The sequence below is a fragment of the Flavobacterium pasteuri genome (assembly GCF_048286615.1).
Lineage (GTDB): Bacteria > Bacteroidota > Bacteroidia > Flavobacteriales > Flavobacteriaceae > Flavobacterium.
Window position 1 is genome coordinate 79384 of the sequence record NZ_JBLVPN010000011.1, and the last position, 16827, is coordinate 96210.

The window sequence follows — 16827 nt, forward strand, 5'->3', positions numbered from 1 at the left end:
GTATTATTCCAAAGTTACGCTGTAAAAAGCATTCAATTTGTCTAAATCAAGAACTGTTTTGGAATTATCAGTACTTCTAGTATACATAGGTTCAAATTTTGCTCCATAAATAACTTCCTCAAAAGTATATGAAGTCCTAATGGCAACGGTGTTACTAAACATGTCATCAAAGGTTTTTATAAAAACAAGGATTTCTCCATGGATACTATCAAAATCGTCTTTGGTCAAGTTATATAGCGGACTGTTTTCAGTTATGGGATGTACCAAAGTCCAGCTTAAGGTTAATGCATTTATTCTCTCCAATTCTAAATCTAAAGTATAAAATTTATTCGTTTTTACACCATTCTCCTCCACACTCATACCTAGAGTCATTTTGGCTTCAGCATCAGTGAAATTGGTGTTTTTAAAAGGTGTAATTCGTATCATTAAACCTTTTATTTCTCCATAAGGAGCGATCAGGGCATTGTGAGAAAATTTCAAAAAAGCGGTTGGCTTACTAAAACGCCCAAAGAATAAACCAGTAGCAATTGCAAAACTCAATAACCCTATCAAAGCCTCAGCAGCAGCTAACAAACTGGTCAAAAAACCAGAAGGGCTAATGTGTCCATACCCCACTGTTGTAAAAGTTTGTGCGCTAAAAAAATAGGCTTGTCCAAATTGAACCCAATTTGAGCCTGTAGCATCAATCCCATTTAAATTTTCAATTCCGATGGCATAATACAGCACCGCAAAAAGAAAATTCATACCCACGTAAAATAACAAAAGAATTAACATGAATTTCCATCTTGGCAAATCAATCATGGTATGATACCAACTAATACGATGCAAAAGATGCATGCCGCGTTTCTCTACATTAGCAGTTCCATTTTTATTTACAAAACGTCCACCATAATTATTGGCATTTGTTCCAAAACCAGTATTTGTATCTGCCTTTGCTTTTGAATTTATTTTCTTCATTGCATTTATTGCTATTCATTTATTACCAAGTAAAAATAGCAAAAAACCTATTATAAACTAGGAAGTGATTTCACCTTTAGAATATGCCATTTCTAAACCCAACTTGTTTTTACAAAACTAATCTTTGAATTGTAAAAACAGTTTTAAATCTCTCATTAATGTTCGTTTTCAAGAACTTTATTTTTTTTTAATAATTCATAATTTTTTCACCATAATTATCCGAAAGTCTAAAATGAAAAGAGCCTGAAAATCCCGTATTTTTGATTTTGTGAAACAAATAATACTTTATGGGACTCTTCAGGTGAAAAAAAAATAAAAAACCAGTTATTCGGCAAATCATTAACCTTGTTCCTCGTTGGATGATTGAATTTTGTATAAATACAAGACTTACGACCAATTTGTTGCCCTAACTTACGGACAGCTGAATAAGTGCTACACTTTAAATGATATCTCCACGGGAATTAGGGTAAGTGATACTTTTATTGAAGACTTAGTACTAACTCAAAGTCAGGCAAGATCCACGATGAGCGATGACAATAAAAAACGTGATTTAAAATTGTTTTAATACTTGTATTACAAGCTTTTGAAACATTATTAAAGTGTCTTAAAAAGCGAACCTCAACGTAGTATCGTCAAAGAAATTAAAGACCAAAATATAAATTAATAGACAGTACCACAATTAGTCTTTGTTTAAGTATGTTTGATTGGGCAAAGTTTCGGACAGCAAAAGGCGGTCTGAAAATACACATCTGTTAGATGACAATTTACAAATTCCGGACTTGGTCAATATAACGGAAGTAAAAACATACCATCAATGCGGCATAGGCAAGTTAGCCTTCTCAATGGGATATTGAATTATTTTTCAAGGCAATGAAACAAAATCTAGAGATAAAAACATTCTTAGATACATGTGAAAATGCGGTTAAATCACAAATTAACATCGCATTGATTAGTTACTTACTAGTTGAATTAATAAACAGAACGATATCTAAAAAGACAAGGTCTTTCTCAAATCTGGTTGAAAAAATCAGAATCTGTTTAGTACATTATCTCCGTTTGGATTATGTATGCAATCAAGTTGGAAATGGAGCCAAAAAAATAAGGTCAGAACCAAAATTAAAATTCAATTCTGACTTATTTTCAGCATAATTTTATAATCACGGCAAGTTAATAAGGGCTCTGGACGTTTTTTTCAATATTTAGTAAAACTTTCGGATAGCAATGATTCAGTATTAAAAATATTTCCTTTTATATATTTTATTACTTATTGAATGCTTTATCCTATTTAAAAAATTTAAACCTCCCAAAAGAAACCAATCATTTTTGTTAATTGTGCATTTTTATAAATCCCAAAACTTGCTCCAGTACTTAAAACGGTTCCGTTACCATCAACCATATTCCAATGTGCTAAACTTTGATCGTGGTGAACTTTAAAATCTGTTACCACGAATCTAGCTCCGGGAAATCCATTTTGAAATTCACTCATATATTTTAAGAGGTTGTCAATCCCTACAATATCAATATTTGAATCGGTATAATTACAATCCGAAACAAGTATTTTATTTAAAATTTCTTTGCGAATTTTTTGGTTTTGCTCAGTCCAAGATGCACTATATGCTTCCCAAATATCTAAATGTAAATTATTTGTCATTTTATTGGTTTTATTTAGTAGTTTTTAATTTCATTGTTGCCCAAAAGTGAATAAATCCAATAGCTAACAAAAGGTGAAGTATTAGGTTAGGAATTATTCCTGATAATTTTGTAATTATACCATCAAAATAGGCTGATAACTCAATAATGAATAAACCAATTTGAATGAAACTATTTCCAAAAAAAAATGCTTTTAAGGTTTCAGAATCATCGTTTTTTCTAATTAAGAAAGCGATTATTCCAATAGCAAGAAGTAATAATCCTGTTTCTCTTGTCCAAACTAATGTCCCGTTCAATGGCATTACACCTTTGCCTTCTAATAAAATACTCGGAAATAATAATGCAAAGATTCCAACAGAAAATGCTATTATTGAGGCTGTAGTTAAAAATGTTTTTTTAGTCATTTGTTTTTTTATTTACAAATATCACTAGAAAACATTTTAAAAAACTTGTTGTTTATCAAGAAACAAAACTATTATCTTGACAAATATCAAGACTTTGAAATCAATATCTTTTTTCTAATTCTACTTAAATGTTCGGGTGTAATATTTAGGTAAGAAGCGATTATTTTTAAAGGAACTCTCTGTAGTAATTGCGATTGAGAAGCAATCAAGTTTATATATTTCTCTTCGGATTTGTTTCCGTTAAAATTTAATTGTTCTTTTATAGCTATGGTATGTTGCCGTTCTACCATCATTCGTCCCAATCGTTCAAAGGATTTGTATTTATCAAACATTTCATATAGTGCAATTCTAGGAATTACAATAAGCTCGGTTGTTTCCAAAGCTAGATAATTCAAAACACAAGGTTCTTGATTTATAAAGCTATAATCGTCATAAAAAATTGAGTTTTCAAAGTATAAATTTGTGCAAATTTCCTTGCCCTCTTTAGTATAAAAACTATGGATTAATCCATTTTTAATAAAAACTATATGGTTACAAACTTCCCCTTCTCGCCACAAAGTTTCATTTTTCAGTAGTTTTTTATTCGTGAAAAACTGCTCAAAATGTTGCCACTCATCTTCCGATATTGGAGTTACACTCTGCAAGATGTTTTTAAAAATTGTGGTATTCATTTAGTTCTTGCGTATTACGAATTTTGATTACTTTATCAAAATTAAGCATTTTTTTCTAATTAAATAACTGGCGAAATTTCAATGGCAAAACACCACTTTTTCTCTTAAATAATTAACTAAAAATCTGCTAATGTTCAAAACCCGTTCTACGAAGAGTTAGTCGGTTTACGCTGCGCAAATGTCACTGACTTTGCCCCCACATCAATGAGTCTTAGCGCAAACACTATCCCACACAAAAGCCAGCTCTCCTGTATACTTGTCGTAAACGCTGGGCAAATATCTTCGACTTTGACACCGCAACGACAAGGAATCCTAATAATGTGCGTTTGTTACGAGTTCCAATATTAATTTAGAGTACCATAGTAGCCTTTGCAACGCGATTACTTTAACTTTCGATACACACTTAAAAGAATATAATCAGCAAGTAAAACGACATTATCACTGTAACGGTTTTTAATAGCCTACCTTACCAAGAAATTAATGTCTATAGAACACAAAGTTCGATTGGTTGAAGAATTATTTGACCGTCTTGAAAATGAAGTTACAGTGTTCCAATCAGAAACCCATTTACAGTGTCGCACCGGTTGTGGCAAGTGTTGTTCTACTCCAGACATAAATGCTTCCCCTTTGGAGTTTTTACCGTGGGCATTGTATTTATTTTTAAACGGGAAAGCTGAGGAAATGTTAGTCGATCTGAACAACAAATCAGACAGCAATTGTCATCTATTCCGACCACTTACTGTTCTTGACAGAAATATGGGAAGTTGCAGCAACTATCGCTATCGCGGATTAATTTGCAGGCTTTTTGGGTATGCCGCTAGTAGAGACAAATATGGCAAACTACGATTAGCTACTTGCAAAATAATCAAAGAAGGACAACAAGAAAACTACAAAACGGCCGAAGAAGCCATCAGCAAAGGACTCTACGTACCTGTTTTTACTGATTACTACATGCAACTCTCACAAATTGACAGTAGATTAGCCACTACCATACTTCCTATAAATGAAGCTTTAATAACTGCCATCGAAGAAGTCTTGCATTATTATGCGTACAGACCATTTCCGGGCGGTCTCGAAAACATCGCCTAAAACACAAAACACATTCCATAAAAAAAGCCCCAAACGGGGCTTTTTCAATATATAAACTCAAGCTTATTTACTCAAATACATTTTTCTTCTAGAGTACAACTCGTAGAACTGATCGTCTTTTAAGTCATCAATAAACAAGATGCTTTCTCCTGTTGATTTCATTTCTGGCCCTAATGCTTTATTCACATTTTGGAACTTGCTGAAAGAGAAAACCGGTTGTTTAATAGCATATCCTTTCAACTGTGGGTTAAAAGTAAAATCGGTTACTTTATTGTGTCCTAACATCACTTTGGTAGCATAGTTCACATAAGGTTCTCCGTATGCTTTTGCAATAAATGGAACCGTACGAGATGCTCTAGGATTGGCTTCGATAATATAAACCGTATCGTCTTTAATAGCAAACTGAATGTTGATTAATCCAACCGTTTTCAAAGCTCTTGCAATTTTTTCGGTATGATCTTTTATTTGCTGCATCACAAATTCCCCTAAATTGAATGGTGGTAAAGTTGCATTAGAATCGCCCGAGTGCACTCCACATGGTTCGATATGCTCCATAATTCCGATGATATATACATTTCCGTCTGCATCGCAAATCGCATCTGCTTCGGCTTCGATTGCTCCTGCCAAATAATGGTCTAACAGCAATTTGTTACCTGGAATCGATTTCAATAAGTTGATAACGTGCTCTTCCAACTCTTTTTTGTTGATTACGATTTTCATTCCCTGACCTCCTAATACATAAGAAGGACGAATCAATAATGGAAAATCTAAAGTATCTGCTAAAGCAGAGGCTTCATCCGCCGTTTCAGCAATTCCGAATTGTGGGAAAGGAATATTTAATTCGGTTAACAAATCAGAGAAACGTCCTCTATCTTCGGCTAAATCCAAAGCGTCAAAACTGGTCCCTATGATTTTCACTCCGTATTTAGACAGTTTTTCGGCTAATTTCAAGGCAGTTTGACCTCCTAATTGCACGATAACCCCTTCTGGTTTTTCGTGTTGGATGATGTCGTAAATATGTTCCCAAAATACAGGTTCGAAATATAATTTATCCGCTGTATCAAAATCAGTCGAAACTGTTTCTGGATTACAGTTAATCATAATGGTTTCATACCCACATTCTTTAGCCGCCAAAACGCCGTGAACACAAGAATAATCAAATTCAATTCCTTGTCCAATTCGGTTGGGTCCTGAACCCAAAACAATAACTTTCTTTTTGTCTGTTACAACACTTTCGTTGTCAACGTAACGTGTTCCGTCTGCTTTTTCTATTTCGGCCTCAAAAGTCGAATAATAATATGGTGTTTTAGCTTTAAATTCTGCCGCACAAGTATCTACCAATTTGAACACTCGGTTGATGTTCATTTCAGTACGCAACGTATGTACTTGGCTTTCCTTGCAACTCATCATGTGTGCAATTTGTCTGTCGGCAAACCCTTTTTGTTTGGCTTCCAAGAGCAATTCTCTTGGTAAAGTTTCTACAGTATATTTAGAAATCTCTTTATCTAAAACATATAATTCTTCGTATTGTTTCAAGAACCACATATCGATTCTGGTAATTTCATGAATACGACTCAATGGAATTCCCATGGCGATAGCATCATAAATAACGAAAACACGATCCCAACTTGCAAAAGTCAATTTCTCTATAATTTGCTCATAATTGGTATATCCTTTTCCATCAGCTCCTAAACCATTTCTTTTAATTTCCAATGACTGAGTCGCTTTGTGCAAGGCTTCTTGGAACGAGCGCCCAATTCCCATTACTTCACCAACGGATTTCATTTGAAGTCCCAACGTTCTGTCAGCTCCTTCAAATTTATCAAAGTTCCAACGTGGTATTTTTACAATCACATAATCCAAAGTTGGTTCGAATAAAGCCGAAGTTGATTTTGTAATTTGATTTTGTAATTCATCTAAGTTGTATCCTAAAGCCAGTTTAGAAGCAATTTTTGCAATAGGATAACCCGTTGCTTTTGATGCCAAAGCGGATGAACGAGATACACGAGGATTGATTTCAATCGCTACGATATCTTCTTTTTCGTCTGGTGAAACAGCAAACTGTACATTACAACCTCCTGCAAAATTACCGATACTGCGCATCATCAAAATGGCCATATCACGTAACTTTTGGAAAGTCGTATCTGATAATGTCATTGCTGGTGCAACCGTGATGGAATCTCCGGTATGAATTCCCATTGGATCCATATTTTCGATAGAACAGATAATAACAACATTGTCGTTTTTATCTCTCAACAATTCCAATTCGTATTCTTTCCAACCTATTAAAGCTTTATCGATCAATACTTCGTGAATAGGCGACATTTCTAATCCGTAAGAAAGTTTTTCGTCAAACTCTTCTTTGGTATGAACGAAAGCTGCTCCAGTTCCACCTAATGTAAACGAAGGACGAATTACTAAAGGGAAACCAAATTCTTGTGCAATTTCTTTCCCTTCTAAGAAAGAAGTAGCTGTTTTTGCTGGTGCTGTAGGAACATTTATTTTATGAAGCAATTGTTTGAATTGCTCTCTGTCTTCGGTAATATTAATGGCATTTACATCAACCCCAATTAATCGTACTCCAAAATCTTCCCAAATTCCTTTTTCATCTGCTTCTAGACATAAGTTCAAAGCGGTTTGTCCACCCATTGTAGGTAAAACGGCATCGATTTGAGGGTGTGCTTTAAGGATTTCGATAATTGATTTCGTCGTTAATGGCTTCAAATAAACATGATCGGCCATGGATGGGTCGGTCATAATCGTTGCCGGATTGGAGTTTATCAAAATAACTTCAATTCCTTCTTCACGAATAGAACGGGCAGATTGTGATCCTGCATAATCAAATTCGCACGCTTGACCAATAACAATAGGACCTGAACCTATTATTAAAACTGATTTTATAGATGTATCTTTTGGCATTGTATGGTAGTATTGTGTTGTGTAGTTGTTGTCTTCAAAAGATTAAAGTTACTGAACTCAAACCCTTTAACTGTAAATCTTAAACATTTTTAACGAATAGGTATAAAAAAAGGCGATACTAAAAAAAGTAACGCCTTATTTATGTTTATAGAAACATTATTTTTTGTGTCTTGGTTCGCAAGAAACAGTCAATTTATGTCTTCCTTTAGCTCTTCTACGCGCAAGAACTTTTCTTCCATTAGCAGAAGCCATTCTGTCCATAAATCCGTGCTTATTTCTTCTTTTTCTTTTCGATGGTTGAAACGTTCTTTTGCTCATTGCTTTGTATCTTTAAAATCTTATTTATATGTCTTCCTATTTTTGAATAACTGTTATTCTAAAACCGAGTGCAAATATACAAAGACTTTTTTTTCTCACAAGTAGTTTTGTAAAAATATTTTCAATTCATTTTACTATATTTGTGATCTTAAAATAATCACACTATGTTTCACAGAAATATTAAACTTATTATCGCCGGACTAATTATCATTACTGGCATTTGGCAATTTACAGAAAGTAATATCGGTAATGGAATTTTCCTTATATTATTGAGTGCAATTCCAATTTTCCTTTACTTTAAAAACGAATTCATCTTATTAGCTTTCTTAAAACTAAGAAAACAAGATTTTGAAGGGGCAAAAAAATGGTTGACTTACATCAAAAACCCGGAAACAGCTTTAGTTCAAAAACAACAAGGATACTTTAATTACCTTCACGGAATCATGCTTTCGCAAACGAATATCAATCAAGCGGAGAAATATTTCAAGAAAGCAATTGAACTAGGACTATCAATGGATATGGATTTGGCTGTAGCCAAATTAAATTTAGCTGGAGTTGCCATGACACGTCGTCGTAAACTTGAAGCAACTTCCTTATTGAACGAAGCTAAAAAATTAGACAAACAGAATATGTTGAAAGATCAAATTGTCATGATGAAAGAACAAATGAAGAAAATATAATTTTTATAATTATCTAAAAAGGGTCAAATGATACACATTTGACCCTTTTTTTGTCCTAATAAGTCAATTTTATATCTTTCCTTAATTACCTATATGGTTCAAAAAATTATTAATATCCTTTTAACGGAATTTCGATTTGATATTTTTTACCGGTATCATTCAACAATTTTGTTTCTCTCAACCAAGGATTGTGAATTTTCAAAATCTTATAGTTAATCCCTTGCCCTTTTGCAAAAGCAGCCAAATCTGTAATAGTGCTATCAATTTCAATTTTCTTGGTCGGTAAGATTCCATACAAGTCATCAGGAGCAATGGTAAAACCATATTTTAGGGGATTTTCCATAATCTCTTTCAAGGCTAAAATCCTGAAAACATAGCGAGACGTTTCTTCGGTAAGCAACAAATCATAATAATTAGTCACTTTTTGAATGTCAATTTGTTTATTCACACCTGTCATTCCTCCGTTATAAGAGGCTGCCGCCAAAGTCCAGCTTCCAAATTTTCCTTTTGCACTTAAAAAATAACTGCAGGCCGCCTGGGTTGATTTTTCTAAATCATAGCGCTGATCGACATTTTCATTGACTTCCATTCCGCGTTCTTTGGCCGTTTCCGGCATAAATTGCCAAATTCCTCTTGCTCCTGCAGGTGAAATCACATTGACCAAGCCACTTTCTATAACAGCCAGATATTTAAAATCATCTGGAACTCCATTCTTTTTTAAAATAGGCTCGATTACAGGAAAAGCACGATTTGCTCTTTTTATAGCCAAAATAGTGGACGCATGGAGATTTACATTTACCAGTAATTCTCTATCAAAACGCTCTTTAACATCTGCTATTTTCAATGGTGTTTCTTCACCCGCGAAATCTAATTTTACAGGGAAATTAGCAGCAATTTCTTTTGTCACCTCTTTTTCCTCTGACGGATTTTTAGCAGCAAAAATAAATACACTACTCGTAAAAATCACGGTTAGAATTATGGCAACTTTATTTATCATTTTCATCGTTTCTTTTTTAGACCTTTCATATAGCTATAAAAGTGCGTTTACTGCTTTTCTGTTCCCAATATAATGGAAGGCAAATTTTCATTCAACCATTTGTACTTGTTCAAAATCATGATGTGCGTCCCTCCTTTTACAACGATACAATTCTTGATATATTTTATAGGAAACACATCGTCAGCGTCTCCGTGAATGTGAATTACATTTTCATCAATAATGGTTCTGCCCCATAAAATCACTTGCTCTACTGCCCAATTCAAATACCGAATATCCCGAACCGAGAGAAATTTCTCGTAAAGTTTAAGTCTTTGATTTACTTTTTCGCCAAAGGAAAACTTAGCCAGGCTTTCAATATTTGTAAATAAACTCATCGGAATCAGTTTATAGGCCTTAGTAGTTTTAGCAATTTTTAATCTTCGAGGAAATTCAGCATTACATCGTACACTCGAAATAATAATAACTTTGCGTGCCACCACATGTTTTGCCATTTCCTGTACCAAAATACCTCCAAACGAAACACCAATCAAAACAGAATGCTCATGTTTTATTTTTTCCGCCATCCGCTTCGCATAACCCGCTAAAGATTCATTGTCCAAAGGAATTTCCCACTCTAATAAATAGATTTCAAACTCGTCTTCAGGAAGTATAATACGCTCAAAAATAGCAGCACTTGACGCCAAACCAGGCATTAGATACACAGGGATTTTACTCATAATTGTTTTAACGATTTTATAACAACATTCCGCTTTTTTATGGCGAATTTTGTATAAAATTAATTTTTTTATCCAAACCCTATTCACTTTTTACTTTATATTATCAATAATTTATGACTACACAACTATTTGAATCAAATACAAGAGGTAAGGCCAGTTTTGGATGGCTTAAAGCCAATTTCTCATTTTCTTTCGGAAATTATTTCAATCCAGAACGGGTACAATTTGGAATGTTACGCGTTCTAAATGACGATACTATTGCGGGTGGAACAGGTTTTGGCACACACAGCCACGCCAACATGGAAATCATCACTATTCCACTCGAAGGCGGATTGATGCATAAGGATAGTATGGGAAACGAGGGCGTCATTGGTTTTGGAGAAGTACAGGTAATGAGTGCCGGATCTGGAGTAGAACATTCTGAAATGAATGCCAGCCAAAAAGACGAAGCAAAAACACTGCAATTATGGGTTTTTCCTGATACCGAAAACGTGACTCCAAGATATGACCAAAAATCATTTGATATTGAAAACCAAATCAATACCTTTGTAAATATAGTTTCACCAAAGGATAAAAATGACGAAAATACACTTTGGGTTTACCAAAAAACCTTTTTCCATTTAGGCATTTTCGATAGCAATACCATAACTAAATATGAGGTTAAAATCCCCAAAAATGGTGTTTATTTATTTTTGCTTGAAGGCGAAATAGAAGTGAATAATCAAACCTTGAAGGCAAGAGATGCCATGGGAATAAATGATTTTAATCAATTCGAAATTAAAATCATTACCAAATCAAAAATACTCTTGGTAGAAGTGCCAATGAATTAGCGTTAATTAGTATGGGTACAACAATCACTATGGAAATCAAAGACAATACTTTTTCAAGACAATTTGAAACTATAGTAGATCAAGGATTAGTTTCTGTCGAATATTCTTTTCAGGAGAAGAAAATATTCTTAACAAAAATAAATACACCTGAATCTTTTGAAGATGAAGAATTTATTTCAAATTTCCTGAAAAACATTATGGAAATTGCTATTGAAAGAAAATTAAAAGTGGTTCCTATTCTTCCAAAAATAGTGGTGTTTTTCAAAAAAAATCCTATTTACAAAGAGTTACTTCCTCCAGGAATTAGACTGTAACAAAAAAAAAAATCGGCTGTATTTTAGAATACAGCCGATTTTGATTTATAAAGAGTTTGAGAAAATTATTTCTCTATTTCTCTCATGCTATCCATTTTCTTGTTGGCTAAGAAACCGGTGATATCTTCAAAATGTTCTACTACTCTTTTGTTTCCAAACTCGAAAACTTTGGTCGCCAATCCATCCAAGAAATCTCTGTCGTGGGAAACTAATATTAAAGTTCCGTCAAAATCTCGCAAGGCATCTTTGATAATATCTTTAGTTTTCATATCCAAGTGATTCGAAGGCTCATCCAGAATCAATAGATTCACGGGTTCCAATAATAGTTTAATCATTGCCAAACGGGTTTTTTCCCCACCGGAAAGTACTTTTACTTTTTTGGTCACATCATCACCCTGAAACATAAATGCACCCAGAATATCTTTTATTTTAGTTCTCACATCGCCAACGGCAATATCATCAATAGTTTCAAAAATAGTAGCATTTTCATCTAGTAAAGAAGCTTGGTTTTGAGCAAAATAACCAATTTGCGCATTATGACCAATCTCTAAACTACCGCCATTTATTTCTATTTCTTTCATAATGGCTTTGATCATCGTCGATTTTCCTTCCCCATTTTTCCCTACAAAAGCTACTTTTTCCCCTCTTTCAATAACCATATTGGCATCTTTGAAAACCACATGATCTCCGTATGATTTAGACAATTCTTTAACAATTACAGGATATTGTCCGGAACGCGCTGCAGGTGGAAATTTTAATTTCAAAGCCGAGGTATCTACCTCATCAACCTGAACAATCACCAGTTTCTCCAGCATTTTTACACGGGATTGTACAGCATCGGTTTTAGAAAATGTGCCTTTAAAACGGTCAATAAAAGTCCTGTTATCCGCAATCATGCGTTGCTGCTCGTCATACGCTTTTTGCTGGTGCACCCTTCTGTCTTTTCTTAATTCTAAATAATGAGAATACTTGGCTTTATAATCATAAATACGTCCCATCGTTACTTCAATAGTCCGATTGGTAATATTATCTACAAAAGCTCTATCGTGTGAAATAACTACGACAGCTTTAGCTGAATTAATCAAAAAATCCTCTAACCATTGAATACTTTCGATATCCATGTGGTTGGTAGGCTCATCTAGCAAAATTAAATCTGGTTTTTGTAATAGGATTTTAGCGAGTTCAATTCGCATTCTCCAACCTCCAGAAAATTCTGTAGTTTGACGGCTAAAATCTTCGCGAACAAATCCTAAACCGATTAGAATTTTCTCAACTTCGGATTCATAATTTATTTCTTCGATTGCATAAAATTTTTCACTTAAGTCCGAAACTCTTTCGATTAATTTCATGTACGCATCACTTTCATAATCCGTACGAATCGTCAATTGCTCATTGATTTCATCGATTTCTGCTTTCATTGCAAAAACTTCTCCAAAGGCTTTCGAAGTTTCTTCCATCACCGTAGCCCCATCTGTTGTTAATAAATGCTGTGGTAAATAGGCCACAACAGCATCTTTTGGTGCCGAAATATTACCGGTTGAGGGTTTGCTTTGGCCCGCAATTATCTTAAGAAGCGTCGATTTTCCTGCTCCATTTTTACCCATTAGGGCAATTTTATCATTTTCATTTATAGCAAAAGAGACATCACTAAAAAGTGTAGTACCTCCAAATTGCACCGAAATATCGTTAACTGTAATCATTATTTTTGTTTAAAGTTTAATGTCAAAATGTTTAAAGTTATAGTTTGGGCTTTGAACATTTTTTGAAAGTGCAAAGATAGATTAAATTGATAATTAGACAATTTGGAAAAGGGATTATAAGAAATTATTATTTCAAATTTCTTACAATCCCTTTTCAGATCCATACTTTCACTCTTTAAAATGATTTTATATCATATTACTCTTTCCTCCACTTTTTTGTTTCCTCGAAAACATGTTCTAAAATAGCAGCTTCTCTTTCATCAAAATCTACGTTTCTGCGACTCATTACTAATCGAGCTGTTTCAAAAGCTTTTTTGGTAACATAAGTGGTAAAACCAGAAGCGCCACCCCAAGAAAAGCTAGGCACAAAATTGCGTGGAAATCCGCTACCAAAAATATTAGCACTCACCCCTACAACTGTTCCCGTATTGAACATCGTGTTAATGCCGCATTTACTATGATCTCCCATCATCAATCCGCAAAACTGAAGACCGGTTTTAGCAAAACCTTCCGTTTCATAACTCCACAATTTTACTTCTTCGTAATTATTCTTTAGATTAGAATTATTACTGTCCGCTCCAATATTGCACCATTCCCCAAGAACAGAATTTCCTAAAAATCCGTCGTGACCTTTATTAGAATACCCAAACAATACCGAATTATTAACTTCACCACCAATTCTGGAATAAGGTCCTACGGTTGTAGCACCATATACTTTTGAAGCCATTTTCACTTGCGCATTTTCGCACAAGGCAAAAGGTCCTCTGATTACGGAACCTTCCATGATTTCAGCATCTTTACCAATATAAATAGGACCAGCAGAAGCATTTAAAGTCACAAATTCTAACTTCGCTCCTTCTTCTATAAATATATTTTCAGGTGCAATTACGTTAACGCTTTTTGGAATAGGCTGAGATCTTCGGTCTTCTGTTAAGATTTCGAAATCTTCCCGAATGGCTGCATCATTTTTAGAGAAAATATCCCAAGTGTTTTGAACCGTTAAACAATCATCATTGTACTCTAAAATTTCATAAGAATCAAAATCAACTTCTTCTTGTTCTTCCGTAGTATAAAAAGCAATTACTTCATCGCCTTTGAAAATTGCCTGATTGGATTCCAGGTTACTAACCATTTCAGCCAAAACAGCATTAGGAAGAAAGGAAGCGTTTATCATAACATTTACCTCTAACTCTACCATTGGAAATTTTTCTGATAAATACTCCTCTGTCAACGTAGTTGTAGTAGAGCCCAGATGTATTTCCCATTTTTGACGAATGGTCATAATTCCAATAAGAATATCGGCAACGGGACGGGTGAATGTAAAAGGCAACAAGGAATTTCTGGAAGGTCCGTCAAAAAGTATGTAATTCATAAAATTTTTTATTTGTTGATTCGGTTATTTTTTGATTAGAAAATAAATTTCATCAATCTACCGTTTTAATAATATTGACACCAAAGTTACAAAGTTTTCAAATAAATAAATAAAAAAGCCCTCCAAAAAGGAAGGCTTTGATATATTTGAAAACAAGTTAAAATTATTTAACGTGTTTAGCGTATTTAGTTTTGAATTTATCAATACGACCTGCAGTATCAATAAGTTTAGATTTACCTGTGTAAAAAGGGTGAGAAGTTCTAGAGATCTCCATTTTTACAACTGGGTATTCAACACCATCAACTGTTAATGTTTCTCTTGTATCTGCAGTAGATTTAGTGATAAAAACTTCGTCATTTGACATGTCTTTAAATGCAACTAATCTGTAATTTTCTGGGTGAATTCCTTTTTTCATCTTGTTAATCTTTTTTATTTGTTAATTATAATTTGTCTTGAAGCTTTTCTTCTAACAGAAAAGGTATAAACTCCTTATAACTTTTTGTTTTACAATATTATTTTGAGTTTGCAAATTTACAATTATTTTTCAATAAACAAATCTTTGCATCACTTTTTTTATATAATCGTAAAAAGCGATTTTTAGCTTCGAATATATTGGGAATTGTTATATTTGTGGATTAATTCTAAAACAACAACAATGATAAATGAAATTATTAAAAAGAATGGAATAACTTTTGGTGTTGTTAGTGGCATTATTTCTTGCTTAATAACCGCTACTATCTATGCTATTGATTTAAATTTGTTTCTTAAACCTTGGATTTTTGTAATTGTAATCGTTTCTTCACTTATTCTTTCAATCTTACTACTTTCTAAAACAAAAAAAGAAATTCAAACAGATTTTTCATTCAAAGAAGCTTTTACAACTTATTTCATTTATGCAGTTGTCGGCCTTTTGATTGCAACAGTTTTCAATGTGGTATTATGGAATTTTATCGATCCTTCGGCGAAAGAATCTTTGGAAGAACTCACAATAAAATATACTGTCAATATGATGCAAAAATTTAACGCACCATCATCAGCAATAAACGATGCAATTAAAGGCATGAAAGAAAATAGTCCGTATGATATTGCTGCGCAGTTGAAAGGCTTTTTTACTAATCTTGTATTTAGTTCCATCTTTGGTCTTGTTATGGCCGCATTTTTCAAAACTAGAAGATCTTCTCAAGAATAAAAATTAATGAATTTATCTATACTCATACCGCTTCTTAATGAAGAGGAATCACTTAATGAACTCTACAACTGGATCATCAAAGTGATGCAATCTCATAATTATTCGTACGAAATCATTTTTTTGGATGATGGTAGTACAGATAATTCATGGACTATTATCGAAGGATTTGCACAAGAGAACCCTCATGTAAAAGGGGTTCGTTTTATGAAAAATTTCGGAAAATCACAAGCGTTGCATGCTGGTTTTGCAAAAGCAAAAGGCGATGTCATCATCACTATGGATGCTGATTTGCAAGACAGCCCAGAGGAAATTCCAGGTTTATACGACATGATTACCAACGGAAAATATGATTTAGTTTCCGGATGGAAAAAGAAACGCTACGACTCCGTGGTGGCAAAAAACTTGCCTTCTAAATTGTTCAATTGGGCGGCGAGAAAAACATCTGGAGTGGAATTGAACGATTTCAATTGCGGATTGAAAGCCTACAAAAATATTGTCGTAAAAAACATTGAAGTATCAGGTGAAATGCACCGATACATTCCGGTTTTGGCAAAAAATGCCGGTTTTGGAAAAATTGGCGAAAAGGTAGTACAACATCAAGCCAGAAAATATGGTGAAACTAAATTTGGAATGGAACGTTTCATCAATGGTTTCTTGGATTTAATTACCATTTGGTTTCTTTCCCGTTTTGGAAAAAGACCGATGCATTTATTTGGTGCCATGGGATCGTTAATGTTCATCATTGGTTTTATGCTTGCCGGTTACATTGGTGTTTCAAAACTATACCATATGTATAATGACATGCGTTATAGTCTGGTTACAAATAACCCTTGGTTTTATATTGCACTTACGACAATGGTTTTGGGAACACAATTATTTTTGGCCGGATTTCTTGGCGAAATAATTTTGCGAACAAAAAACAATGAAGAGCGTTATAAAGTATCAAGCGAGGTTAATTTTTTATAAATTTATGTAAACGAAAAAGTTCTCGTTTGCACAATACCTAGCCCTGATAATAGCG

The 16827-nt window shown here is 33.8% G+C and carries 17 protein-coding genes and 2 pseudogenes; 8 read left to right on the forward strand and 11 right to left on the reverse strand.

What is annotated here, in order from left to right:
• Positions 1 to 3: 3 nt before the first annotated feature.
• Positions 4 to 957 (reverse strand): ion channel, encoded by a 954-nt coding sequence (locus ACNQF6_RS14945; RefSeq protein ID WP_417966738.1) that lies wholly within the window; start codon positions 955 to 957, stop codon positions 4 to 6.
• A gap of 326 nt (positions 958 to 1283) precedes the next feature.
• On the opposite strand from ACNQF6_RS14945, the pseudogene ACNQF6_RS14950 reads away from it, so the two are divergent.
• Both ACNQF6_RS14950 and ACNQF6_RS14955 read left to right on the forward strand, forming a co-directional pair.
• Positions 1284 to 1761 (forward strand): annotated as a pseudogene (locus ACNQF6_RS14950) (transposase); the annotation flags it as partial.
• 36 nt (positions 1762 to 1797) lie between these two features.
• Positions 1798 to 2106: pseudogene (locus ACNQF6_RS14955) on the forward strand (IS4 family transposase); the annotation flags it as partial.
• 145 nt (positions 2107 to 2251) lie between these two features.
• Here ACNQF6_RS14955 and ACNQF6_RS14960 read toward each other — a convergent pair.
• The 3 genes from ACNQF6_RS14960 to ACNQF6_RS14970 all read right to left on the reverse strand — a co-directional run bounded on the left by ACNQF6_RS14960 (position 2252) and on the right by ACNQF6_RS14970 (position 3682).
• Positions 2252 to 2608, reverse strand: coding sequence for a nuclear transport factor 2 family protein (locus tag ACNQF6_RS14960; RefSeq protein ID WP_417966739.1), 357 nt, complete (start codon positions 2606 to 2608; stop codon positions 2252 to 2254).
• Between the two features lie 10 nt (positions 2609 to 2618).
• Positions 2619 to 3011 (reverse strand): hypothetical protein, encoded by a 393-nt coding sequence (locus ACNQF6_RS14965; RefSeq protein ID WP_417966741.1) that lies wholly within the window; start codon positions 3009 to 3011, stop codon positions 2619 to 2621.
• Positions 3012 to 3097: 86 nt separating this feature from the next.
• The gene (locus ACNQF6_RS14970) at positions 3098 to 3682 is read right to left on the reverse strand and encodes a Crp/Fnr family transcriptional regulator (protein WP_417966743.1); all 585 of its coding nucleotides are present in this window, start codon (positions 3680 to 3682) and stop codon (positions 3098 to 3100) included.
• A 480-nt stretch (positions 3683 to 4162) separates the two neighbouring features.
• On the opposite strand from ACNQF6_RS14970, the gene ACNQF6_RS14975 reads away from it, so the two are divergent.
• The gene (locus tag ACNQF6_RS14975) at positions 4163 to 4771 is read left to right on the forward strand and encodes a YkgJ family cysteine cluster protein (protein ID WP_417966744.1); all 609 of its coding nucleotides are present in this window, start codon (positions 4163 to 4165) and stop codon (positions 4769 to 4771) included.
• Positions 4772 to 4834: 63 nt separating this feature from the next.
• On the opposite strand, the gene carB is transcribed toward ACNQF6_RS14975, so the two are convergent.
• Positions 4835 to 7690, reverse strand: a complete 2856-nt coding sequence (carB, locus tag ACNQF6_RS14980) for a carbamoyl-phosphate synthase large subunit (RefSeq protein WP_417966745.1) — start codon at positions 7688 to 7690, stop codon at positions 4835 to 4837.
• Between the two features lie 156 nt (positions 7691 to 7846).
• Positions 7847 to 8008 (reverse strand): 50S ribosomal protein L34, encoded by a 162-nt coding sequence (rpmH, locus tag ACNQF6_RS14985; protein WP_007136275.1) that lies wholly within the window; start codon positions 8006 to 8008, stop codon positions 7847 to 7849.
• A 164-nt stretch (positions 8009 to 8172) separates the two neighbouring features.
• Here rpmH and ACNQF6_RS14990 point away from each other — a divergent pair, with 164 nt between their 5' ends.
• Positions 8173 to 8688, forward strand: coding sequence for a DUF2892 domain-containing protein (locus ACNQF6_RS14990; RefSeq protein WP_417966746.1), 516 nt, complete (start codon positions 8173 to 8175; stop codon positions 8686 to 8688).
• A gap of 109 nt (positions 8689 to 8797) precedes the next feature.
• Here the strand turns inward: ACNQF6_RS14990 and ACNQF6_RS14995 are convergent, their stop codons facing one another.
• Entirely contained in the window at positions 8798 to 9691 is an 894-nt protein-coding gene (locus ACNQF6_RS14995; protein ID WP_417966747.1) for a lytic transglycosylase domain-containing protein, read from the reverse strand.
• A gap of 41 nt (positions 9692 to 9732) precedes the next feature.
• Complete coding sequence (locus ACNQF6_RS15000; protein WP_417966749.1) at positions 9733 to 10401, reverse strand: alpha/beta hydrolase; 669 nt, start codon at positions 10399 to 10401, stop codon at positions 9733 to 9735.
• Positions 10402 to 10514: 113 nt separating this feature from the next.
• Between ACNQF6_RS15000 and ACNQF6_RS15005 the strand changes: the two genes are divergently transcribed.
• Both ACNQF6_RS15005 and ACNQF6_RS15010 read left to right on the forward strand, forming a co-directional pair.
• A complete protein-coding gene (locus ACNQF6_RS15005; protein ID WP_417966750.1) occupies positions 10515 to 11231 on the forward strand; it encodes a pirin family protein in 717 nt (238 codons plus the stop codon).
• A 29-nt stretch (positions 11232 to 11260) separates the two neighbouring features.
• Positions 11261 to 11545, forward strand: a complete 285-nt coding sequence (locus tag ACNQF6_RS15010; protein WP_417966816.1) for a GNAT family N-acetyltransferase — start codon at positions 11261 to 11263, stop codon at positions 11543 to 11545.
• Positions 11546 to 11610: 65 nt separating this feature from the next.
• Here the strand turns inward: ACNQF6_RS15010 and ACNQF6_RS15015 are convergent, their stop codons facing one another.
• From ACNQF6_RS15015 to ACNQF6_RS15025, 3 genes are all read right to left on the reverse strand, one after another.
• Positions 11611 to 13245, reverse strand: a complete 1635-nt coding sequence (locus ACNQF6_RS15015) for an ABC-F family ATP-binding cassette domain-containing protein (protein WP_417966751.1) — start codon at positions 13243 to 13245, stop codon at positions 11611 to 11613.
• Positions 13246 to 13441: 196 nt separating this feature from the next.
• Positions 13442 to 14617: a GlmU family protein gene (locus ACNQF6_RS15020; protein ID WP_417966754.1), complete on the reverse strand. Its 1176-nt coding sequence runs from the start codon at positions 14615 to 14617 to the stop codon at positions 13442 to 13444.
• A gap of 163 nt (positions 14618 to 14780) precedes the next feature.
• Positions 14781 to 15032, reverse strand: coding sequence for a type B 50S ribosomal protein L31 (locus ACNQF6_RS15025; RefSeq protein ID WP_039109118.1), 252 nt, complete (start codon positions 15030 to 15032; stop codon positions 14781 to 14783).
• 240 nt (positions 15033 to 15272) lie between these two features.
• Here ACNQF6_RS15025 and ACNQF6_RS15030 point away from each other — a divergent pair, with 240 nt between their 5' ends.
• Both ACNQF6_RS15030 and ACNQF6_RS15035 read left to right on the forward strand, forming a co-directional pair.
• Positions 15273 to 15806: a DUF4199 domain-containing protein gene (locus ACNQF6_RS15030; RefSeq protein WP_417966755.1), complete on the forward strand. Its 534-nt coding sequence runs from the start codon at positions 15273 to 15275 to the stop codon at positions 15804 to 15806.
• Positions 15807 to 15812: 6 nt separating this feature from the next.
• On the forward strand, positions 15813 to 16772 hold the full coding sequence (locus tag ACNQF6_RS15035; protein ID WP_417966757.1) for a glycosyltransferase family 2 protein: 960 nt from the start codon (positions 15813 to 15815) through the stop codon (positions 16770 to 16772).
• Positions 16773 to 16827 lie beyond the last annotated feature (55 nt).

Coding starts and splice junctions, on each gene's coding strand:
- ACNQF6_RS15030 (WP_417966755.1), top strand. CDS start 15,273: ATGATAAATGAAATTATTAAAAAGAATGGAATAACTTTTGGTGTTGTT.
- ACNQF6_RS15005 (WP_417966750.1), top strand. CDS start 10,515: ATGACTACACAACTATTTGAATCAAATACAAGAGGTAAGGCCAGTTTT.
- ACNQF6_RS15015 (WP_417966751.1), bottom strand. CDS start 13,245: ATGATTACAGTTAACGATATTTCGGTGCAATTTGGAGGTACTACACTT.
- ACNQF6_RS14970 (WP_417966743.1), bottom strand. CDS start 3,682: ATGAATACCACAATTTTTAAAAACATCTTGCAGAGTGTAACTCCAATA.
- ACNQF6_RS14965 (WP_417966741.1), bottom strand. CDS start 3,011: ATGACTAAAAAAACATTTTTAACTACAGCCTCAATAATAGCATTTTCT.
- ACNQF6_RS15010 (WP_417966816.1), top strand. CDS start 11,261: ATGGAAATCAAAGACAATACTTTTTCAAGACAATTTGAAACTATAGTA.
- ACNQF6_RS14990 (WP_417966746.1), top strand. CDS start 8,173: ATGTTTCACAGAAATATTAAACTTATTATCGCCGGACTAATTATCATT.
- ACNQF6_RS14945 (WP_417966738.1), bottom strand. CDS start 957: ATGAAGAAAATAAATTCAAAAGCAAAGGCAGATACAAATACTGGTTTT.
- rpmH (WP_007136275.1), bottom strand. CDS start 8,008: ATGAGCAAAAGAACGTTTCAACCATCGAAAAGAAAAAGAAGAAATAAG.
- carB (WP_417966745.1), bottom strand. CDS start 7,690: ATGCCAAAAGATACATCTATAAAATCAGTTTTAATAATAGGTTCAGGT.
- ACNQF6_RS15000 (WP_417966749.1), bottom strand. CDS start 10,401: ATGAGTAAAATCCCTGTGTATCTAATGCCTGGTTTGGCGTCAAGTGCT.
- ACNQF6_RS14995 (WP_417966747.1), bottom strand. CDS start 9,691: ATGAAAATGATAAATAAAGTTGCCATAATTCTAACCGTGATTTTTACG.
- ACNQF6_RS15025 (WP_039109118.1), bottom strand. CDS start 15,032: ATGAAAAAAGGAATTCACCCAGAAAATTACAGATTAGTTGCATTTAAA.
- ACNQF6_RS15035 (WP_417966757.1), top strand. CDS start 15,813: ATGAATTTATCTATACTCATACCGCTTCTTAATGAAGAGGAATCACTT.
- ACNQF6_RS14960 (WP_417966739.1), bottom strand. CDS start 2,608: ATGACAAATAATTTACATTTAGATATTTGGGAAGCATATAGTGCATCT.
- ACNQF6_RS15020 (WP_417966754.1), bottom strand. CDS start 14,617: ATGAATTACATACTTTTTGACGGACCTTCCAGAAATTCCTTGTTGCCT.
- ACNQF6_RS14975 (WP_417966744.1), top strand. CDS start 4,163: ATGTCTATAGAACACAAAGTTCGATTGGTTGAAGAATTATTTGACCGT.